The sequence below is a fragment of the Sinomonas sp. G460-2 genome (genome assembly GCF_047759905.1).
Classification (GTDB): domain Bacteria; phylum Actinomycetota; class Actinomycetes; order Actinomycetales; family Micrococcaceae; genus Sinomonas.
In genome coordinates this window covers 1-5,791 of sequence record NZ_JBKZWT010000231.1, presented here as the reverse complement: position 1 = coordinate 5,791, position 5,791 = coordinate 1, and the positions used below count along the sequence as shown (strand labels likewise).

Below are 5,791 nucleotides of genomic sequence, written 5' to 3'. Positions count from 1 at the left end.
CCCGACCGGCGGCCTTGGTGCGCCGCGACTCAACGCTCATGCGAGCCTCCGGAACCACTCGCCGTCGTACCCCGCCGGCCGGAAGCCGAGGGCTTCGTTGATGGCGAGCATGTGGCGATTCTCCTCCGCGTTGAACGTCACGACCTTGCGGGCGCCCGGGAAGCGCTGCCTGTACGCGGCGAGGTTGGCCAGCTTGATGCGCAGGCCAAGCGAGTGGCCGCGGTGCTCGGCGACCACGAGGGTGTCGTCCTGGTCTGCGACGTCCGGCTTGTTCGCGCGGACCCACAGCGCGGTGTATGCGACGAGCCGACCGCTCGCGCGGTGCCGGGCCACCGCGTACAGCGGGAGCGTGCCCGCCTCGGCGAGCTGCTCCTCCAGCGCGGCGACGCGCTCGGAGTCCCACGCCGCGGCCTCGTAGCGATCCACGCCGTACGGGATGTCGGTCGACATCCGCCCTAGGAGGGCCGCCATCTCGGCCCGGTGCTCAGCGGGGACGCCCTCCCACACGAGCACGTCATAGTCGCCCGACGCGGTCGCCGCGGCCGCCTCGAGGGCCGGCCACCCGCCGTCGTACTCGGCAAGCACGAGCTCGCTGAAGCGCTCGACCTGGCTCAGCTCGAACCCCGCCGCGCGCGCGAACCGCACCGAGCGTGCGGCCGCCGGGAGGGCACCAGACCCCGTCGAAGGGACGACGGCGTCCGGGGCCTTGGCGTCGAAACCCACCGGATGCTCGGTGAACGTGTTGAGCAGCGTGCGGCCGTGGCGCGCGGCCTCCTCGGTCGCCGCGGCCAACAGGAGGCGCCCGATCCCCCGCCCGGCGTACTCGTCAAGGACCTCGGCCCGCACGCTCGCGCGGTCGCGGTCCTCCAGGAGCGCGAGCTGGCACCAGCCCCTGCCGACCATGCGCTCGCCATCGCGCACGAAGAACAGGGACGTGAGCTCATAGCGCGTGTCGCGCCACACGCCGAGCCTGAACTCGGGCGGCGAGCAGCGGTCCTCGTGACCCCAAATCTGCCGCTCGACCGCGTCGGTGAGCTCTGAGAATTCGAGGAATTCGGTGGCGTCGGTCCCGTGCAGCGAGTCAGGCAGGCGAAGCCGCTGGACTCGGTACTGGGCGCTCATGCGCCCAGTCTCACGGACGGCGCGGACAAAGTGCAATGCAAAGAGCAACGCCCCCTCCCGCGAACGGGAGGGGGCGTCGTTAAGGGCGGGTTATCCAGCCAGTGGGTGTGCTAGCCAGCCAGCGGCCGGGTTAGCCCGCCCGGGCGTCAGCCGACTGCTCAGCCCTCGAGGAGCACGCGCGTGACGTTCGGGTCCATGGGAACGCCCGGGCCGAACGTCGTGGTGACGGTCGCCTTCTGGATGTAGCGGCCCTTCGAGGCGGCCGGCTTGAGGCGGAGCACCTCGTCAAGCGCGGCCGCGTAGTTCTCGGCCAGCTGGCGGGCCTCGAACGAGGTGCGGCCGATGATGAAGTGCAGGTTCGAGTGCTTGTCGACGCGGAAGTCGATCTTGCCGCCCTTGATCTCCGTCACGGCCTTCGCCACGTCGGGGGTCACCGTGCCGGTCTTGGGGTTCGGCATGAGGTTGCGGGGGCCGAGGATCTTACCGAGGCGGCCGACCTTGCCCATGAGCTCCGGGGTCGCGACGGCGGCGTCGAAGTCCGTCCACCCGCCCTGGATGCGCTCGATCAGGTCGTCCGAACCGACGACGTCGGCACCGGCGGCCTCGGCGGCCGCGGCCTTGTCGCCCGTCGCGAAGACGACGACGCGGGCGGTCTTGCCGGTGCCGTGCGGGAGGTTGACCGTGCCGCGGACCATCTGGTCCGCCTTGCGCGGGTCGACGCCGAGACGGAAGGCGACCTCGACGGTGGCGTCCGCCTTCGACGGGTTGATCTCCTTGGCGAGGGCGATGCCGTCGGCCGGGGCGTAGAGCTTGCCGTCCTCGATCTTCGCGGCTGCTGCCTCGTATGCTTTGCTGCGCTTTGCCATGCTGCTCTCAATCTCCTTGTGCAGTTGTGGTCTCAGTGGGCCGCGCTCGGCCCTTGCCACTGACGCCGGCGTGAAGCGCCGTCGTCGTTCTTTAGTTAGGTGAGTCGGAGGGCCTCAGCCCTCGACGGTGCCCGATTTTCTCGGGCTTCCGGGACTTACTTCGGGCAAGTGCCTCATTCTTCGGCCCTTACCCTCCGTGCGTTCCTCAGCCCTCGACGGTGATACCCATCGAGCGAGCGGTGCCCGCGATGATCTTCTTCGCGGCCTCGACGTCGTTCGCGTTGAGGTCCTCGAGCTTGGTCTTCGCGATCTCCTCGACCTGAGCGTTGGTGAGCTTGGCCACCTTCACCGTGTGCGGGGTCGCGGAGCCCTTCTGGACGCCCGCAGCCTTCTTGATGAGCTCGGCGGCCGGCGGGGTCTTGGTGATGAACGTGAAGGAGCGGTCTTCGTAGACCGTGATCTCCACGGGGATGACGTTGCCACGCTGGGATTCCGTCGCGGCGTTGTACGCCTTGCAGAATTCCATGATGTTGACGCCGTGCTGACCAAGCGCGGGACCGATCGGCGGGGCCGGGTTGGCGGCGCCTGCCTGGATCTGCAGCTTGATGAGGCCGGTGACCTTCTTCTTGGGAGCCATTGAGGATCCTTTTCTTCCATTGCTTCCTGGGCAGCAGGAGCGCCGTCCAGGTGGTGACTGCCCTGGCTAGACAGTCGGCCGCCCCGGGGCCGGCAAAGCGGGCCGGTCCCGGGGCGAAATCTTCAGTTGTGCATCAGATCTTGGAGACCTGGTTGAATCCGAGAGTGACGGGCGTCTCGCGCTCGAAGATCGAGACGAGCACCACGAGAGTCTGGGATTCGGGCTTGATCTCCGAGATCGTCGCCGGGAGGGTCTCGAACGGGCCCTCCTTGACGATGACCGACTCGCCGACCTCGAAGTCGATGTTGACGGGAGCCACGGGCTGGCGGATGCCGGGCTTCCCGGACGCCTTGGCCTCTGCCTGCTGCTCCTGCTCGAACACGGGGGCGAGCATCGTGAAGACCTCATCGAGGCGGAGCGGCACCGGGTTGTGGGCGTTGCCCACGAAACCCGTCACGCCCGGAGTGTGACGGACGGCGCCCCACGACGCGTCCGTGAGATCCATGCGGACCAGGACGTAGCCGGGGATCCGGACGCGCTTGACGATCTTGCGCTGCGCGTTCTTGATCTCGACGACTTCCTCCATCGGGACCTGGATCTCGTAGATGAAATCTTCCATGTCCAGAGTCTGGATACGGGTCTCGAGGTTCGCCTTCACGCGATTCTCGTAGCCGGCGTAGGAGTGGATCACGTACCAGTCGCCCGGCTGGCGGCGGAGCTTCGACTTGAACTCCTCCGCGGCTTTGGCAGCTGCCTCGGCGGGGTCCTCCGGCGCCTCGTCCGAGTCCGACTCGGTGGCCCCGCCCTCGTCGGCGGGCTCTGCCTCGTCGGCAGGCTCTGCCTCATCGGCGGGCTCTGCCTCGTCGGAGACAGGCTGCTCCTGGCTGGAGTCCTCGTCGTCGAACGCGGGCTCGGCGTCGGACGCCGAAGGCGCCGCCGCGGGCACCGGGGCAGCGTCGCTGAAGACCGCGGCCTCGGGGGCCGGGGCCTCGCGCTCGGTTTCGCTCTCGAGCTCGTGCTCAGACACTTAGTCTCCTGATCTCCTCTTGCGACTTAAATGCGAATCCGCACACCGCACTGTGGGACCACTTCCCGGTCCGAGCGCGGTCTGCGGAGACTCGCCTTACTTGCTCTGCGACGACCCGTCGAAGACCCAGCCGACACCGAGCCCGAAAAGGAAGTCGAGAACGAAGACGACGACCATCATGACCACCACAAACGCCAGCACCACGAACGTCATGTTGAGCAGTTCCTGGCGAGTCGGGGTGACGACCTTCCGGAGCTCCCCGACGACCTGACGGACGAAGACAGCGATGCGGCCGAACAAGCCGAGCTTCCTGGCCTGCTTGGCTGGGCGGCCCTGAGAGCTGCTCGCAGCTGTTTCGGTCACCTATTCCTCGCTCATCCTGTGTGCCCGCAGGACATTCCCGCCGGTTCCGTGCTGTGCGTGCTGGAACGCCTCGGTTTGACCCGAGACACGCCGTGCGCAGGGCAGACAGGACTCGAACCTGCAACCTGCGGTTTTGGAGACCGCTGCGCTACCAATTGCGCCACTACCCTTCGGTCAGAACACCGAGTCTCTAGCTTACCAAGGTTCATGCCCCGTTCTTCGCGGGAACGAGCTGGCCGCTCGGAGGCACGGCCGACTCACGTCGGTTTCTGATGCCGGTTGTCCAGTCTACGCACATTCGCGGCGCGCGTCGAACCAACAGGCCCCATGGCGCGCCGAAACGAACCGGCTGAAAGGGCCGGAACGCCTAGAGTAGTGGGAGAGCGGGCCCGGCCCGCGCGCACTCTTCCGCCGACCGAAAGTCAGGACAGCCCATGACCTCCGCCCGTGTCTCCCAGCGCATCGGATCGATCGCCGAATCCGCGACCCTGGCCGTCGACGCGAAGGCCAAGGCGCTCAAGGCTGCGGGGCGGCCGGTCATCGGCTTCGGCGCCGGGGAGCCGGACTTCCCGACCCCGGGCTACATCGTCGAGGCGGCCATCGAGGCGGCGCGCCAGCCGCGGTTCCACCGCTACTCCCCCGCGGGCGGGCTTCCCGAGCTCAAGCAGGCCATCGCGGAGAAGACGCTGCGAGACTCGGGCTACGAGGCTCAGGCGTCCCAGGTGCTCGTGACGAACGGCGGCAAGCAGGCCGTCTACAACACGTTCGCGACGCTCCTCGACCCGGGCGACGAGGTGCTGCTCCCCACCCCGTACTGGACCACGTACCCCGAGGCGATCCGCCTCGCGGGCGGCGTTCCGGTCGAGGTGTTCGCGGGCCCCGAGCAGGGCTACCTCGTGACCGTGGACCAGCTCGACGCCGCGCTCACGGACCGCACCAAGATCCTCCTGTTCGTCTCGCCGTCGAACCCGACGGGTGCGGTCTACTCACCCGAGCAGGTCAAGGAGATCGGCGAGTGGGCCGCAGCCAAGGGCCTGTGGGTGGTCACCGACGAGATCTACGAGCACCTCACGTACGACGGCGTTCCTTTCACCTCCATCGCAACCGCCGTTCCGGCCCTCGGCGACAAGGTCGTGATCCTCAACGGCGTCGCGAAGACCTACGCGATGACGGGCTGGCGCGTGGGTTGGATGATCGGCCCCGCGGACGTCATCAAGGCCGCGACCAACCTGCAGTCGCACGCGACGTCGAATGTTGCCAACGTCTCCCAGATGGCGGCCCTCGCCGCCGTGTCCGGGCCGCTCGACGCGGTCGAGGAGATGAAGGTCGCGTTCGACCGCCGCCGCCAGGCCATGGTCGCCGGGCTGTCCGCGATCGAAGGCGTCAACTGCCCCACGCCGCACGGCGCGTTCTACGCGTACCCGGACGTTCGCGAGCTGCTCGGCAAGGAGATCGGCGGGATCCGCCCGGCGACCTCGGCCGAGCTCGCCGCCCTCATCCTCGACAAGGTCGAGGTCGCGATCGTGCCCGGCGAGGCGTTCGGCCCGAGCGGCTACGTCCGGCTCTCCTACGCCCTGGGCGACGCCGACCTAGCCGAGGGCGTGGGCCGCATTCAGGAATTCCTCGCGACGGCACACTAGACCCATGCAAGAGGTGGGGCGGCCGGCGGAGAATTCCGCCGGCCGGCGCTCGTTCACAGCGATCGTCAACCCCGTGGCGGGCGGCGGCCGCGCGCCCAAGGTCTGGGCGCCCATTGCCGGGCTGCTCGTGGGCGCG

6 protein-coding genes and 1 tRNA gene are annotated in these 5,791 nt (G+C 68.4%); 1 reads left to right on the top strand and 6 read right to left on the bottom strand.

The features are described from left to right. Nucleotides 1-36: 36 nt before the first annotated feature. The 6 genes from ACLN58_RS16715 to ACLN58_RS16690 all read right to left on the bottom strand — a co-directional run bounded on the left by ACLN58_RS16715 (nt 37) and on the right by ACLN58_RS16690 (nt 4,185). Nucleotides 37-1,122: a GNAT family N-acetyltransferase gene (locus ACLN58_RS16715; protein WP_415856381.1), complete on the bottom strand. Its 1,086-nt coding sequence runs from the start codon at nt 1,120-1,122 to the stop codon at nt 37-39. 158 nt (nt 1,123-1,280) lie between these two features. After that, a complete protein-coding gene (gene rplA / locus ACLN58_RS16710) occupies nt 1,281-1,988 on the bottom strand; it encodes a 50S ribosomal protein L1 (RefSeq protein WP_415856380.1) in 708 nt (235 codons plus the stop codon). A gap of 205 nt (nt 1,989-2,193) precedes the next feature. Beyond that, nucleotides 2,194-2,625, bottom strand: a complete 432-nt coding sequence (gene rplK, locus ACLN58_RS16705; RefSeq protein WP_415856379.1) for a 50S ribosomal protein L11 — start codon at nt 2,623-2,625, stop codon at nt 2,194-2,196. 133 nt (nt 2,626-2,758) lie between these two features. After that, nucleotides 2,759-3,652 (bottom strand): transcription termination/antitermination protein NusG, encoded by an 894-nt coding sequence (nusG, locus tag ACLN58_RS16700; RefSeq protein WP_415856378.1) that lies wholly within the window; start codon nt 3,650-3,652, stop codon nt 2,759-2,761. Between the two features lie 96 nt (nt 3,653-3,748). Continuing rightward, on the bottom strand, nt 3,749-4,015 hold the full coding sequence (gene secE, locus ACLN58_RS16695; RefSeq protein ID WP_415856377.1) for a preprotein translocase subunit SecE: 267 nt from the start codon (nt 4,013-4,015) through the stop codon (nt 3,749-3,751). A 97-nt stretch (nt 4,016-4,112) separates the two neighbouring features. Then, a tRNA-Trp gene (locus tag ACLN58_RS16690) sits at nt 4,113-4,185 on the bottom strand. A 264-nt stretch (nt 4,186-4,449) separates the two neighbouring features. Here ACLN58_RS16690 and ACLN58_RS16685 point away from each other — a divergent pair. Next, nucleotides 4,450-5,655, top strand: coding sequence for a pyridoxal phosphate-dependent aminotransferase (locus ACLN58_RS16685; RefSeq protein ID WP_415856376.1), 1,206 nt, complete (start codon nt 4,450-4,452; stop codon nt 5,653-5,655). Nucleotides 5,656-5,791 lie beyond the last annotated feature (136 nt).

Excerpts from the sequence above, each read along its gene's own strand:
- rplA (WP_415856380.1), bottom strand. The coding sequence starts at position 1,988 with ATGGCAAAGCGCAGCAAAGCATACGAGGCAGCAGCCGCGAAGATCGAG.
- rplK (WP_415856379.1), bottom strand. The coding sequence starts at position 2,625 with ATGGCTCCCAAGAAGAAGGTCACCGGCCTCATCAAGCTGCAGATCCAG.
- ACLN58_RS16685 (WP_415856376.1), top strand. The coding sequence starts at position 4,450 with ATGACCTCCGCCCGTGTCTCCCAGCGCATCGGATCGATCGCCGAATCC.
- ACLN58_RS16715 (WP_415856381.1), bottom strand. The coding sequence starts at position 1,122 with ATGAGCGCCCAGTACCGAGTCCAGCGGCTTCGCCTGCCTGACTCGCTG.